Here is a 1,198-nt window from a genome sequence, read left to right on the forward strand (position 1 = left end):
GTCTTTTTAGACGTTAAATTACCCGGTTATGACCTCGACATCGAGCAGCTGGAATCGGCCTTGTCAGAGAAGACTAAAGCGATTATGATCGCTCATACCTTGGGAAATCCCTTTAATTTAGAAGCGGTGATGGCTTTTGCCGAAAAACATGACCTCTGGGTAGTTGAGGATAACTGTGATGCGGTGGGAAGTCTTTATAAAGGGCAAAAAACCGGCACCTTTGGGCATTTAGCAACGGTTAGCTTTTATCCCGCTCATCACATGACTATGGGAGAAGGGGGCGCGGTTTTAACCAGCGATACCCGCTTGAAAAAGATTGTCGAGTCATTCCGTGACTGGGGCAGAGATTGTTGGTGTCCTCCGGGTGTAGATAATACCTGTAATAAGCGCTTTGGTTGGCAGTTAGGAGATTTACCCTTTGGTTATGACCATAAGTACACCTATTCTCATGTGGGTTATAACCTGAAGATGACCGATATGCAAGCCGCCGTCGGGGTAGCGCAACTGGATAAATTGCCAGGATTTATCAAAAAGCGCCTGGAAAATTTCGACTTTTTGCATCAAAAGTTACAGGAGCTTCAAGATGTTTTAATTCTGCCTGAAGCCAGCCCGGATTCTGAACCGAGTTGGTTCGGGTTTCCGATTTTTGTTAAGGAAAATGCACCTTTTAGCCGCAATGATTTGGTTAAGCATTTGGAGGAAAAACGCATCGGCACAAGGCTATTATTTGGAGGAAATTTATTGCGACAGCCTCTTTATAAGGGGTTAAATTATCGAGTTGTTGGGGATTTAAGCAATGCCGATAAAATCATGAGTAGTGTTTTTTGGCTGGGCATTTATCCCGGATTAACGGGGGAAATGTTAGAATATGTTGTCTTGACGCTAAAAAATTTCTGTCAAGGGTGATTAAGGGAAAACCGACTTTTTTTAAGTATTCTTGGCTTTTCTTAATGAAAAAGAGATAAACATGACACCATCTGCTATTGATTTACCGACAAAATCAACGATAATCACCTGGGAAAAACTGCCAGATGATTTTATTCTACCTGACGAACCTGTGGACAACAACTTGCAGCCCCTATTAGCAGCCGCTTTACGAGAATCGTTAGAATTAGCAGGACTAATTCTAGAATCGATGCTAATTGCCTCTAATTTTGGCTTGTGTGCTACCGTTAAAACTCAAACTGTTGTCAAAGCA

At 42.4% G+C, this 1,198-nt stretch carries 1 protein-coding gene and 1 pseudogene; both read left to right on the plus strand.

The features are described from left to right. Positions 1–906 (plus strand): lipopolysaccharide biosynthesis protein RfbH (gene rfbH, locus PX481_RS07860; protein WP_288094237.1); only part of this gene is annotated, 906 nt, incomplete at its 5' end. Positions 907–967: 61 nt separating this feature from the next. Further along, positions 968–1,198, plus strand: a pseudogene (locus PX481_RS07865) (hypothetical protein); the annotation flags it as partial.

This window comes from Microcystis sp. M53603_WE2, from assembly GCF_030065435.1.